Raw genomic sequence first — 258 nt, forward strand, 5'->3', positions numbered from 1 at the left:
CCAGAGAGCTCAGATAGGCGTGTGAGGAATACTGATATCCTTATTGCATATATTTGATAAAGTAAGAACCGTTAATGAAAAGGCAGTCGCATTGAAGATGATGTGAAGGGTCGAAGGGGCGTGGAGACCGTAAGCAAGAAAAATGGATTTCTTGTTATACAAGGGTGTTTTTTCTTGACTTACTTTCTCATAGGCGTGTTCTTCAGTGAGCGCAGCGAACGGGTGGTTAATAAATCTGTAGCTTTTCTCAAGGGGAAA

General features: G+C 41.9%; 1 protein-coding gene. It reads right to left on the bottom strand.

Features of this window, described 5'->3' with window-relative positions; translation table 11 throughout:
* Window positions 1-9: 9 nt before the first annotated feature.
* On the bottom strand, window positions 10-258 hold a 249-nt coding region (locus tag ACYQ11_RS22240; RefSeq protein ID WP_459926029.1), incomplete at its 5' end, for a hypothetical protein.

The sequence above is a fragment of the Desulfatiferula olefinivorans genome, assembly GCF_054657895.1.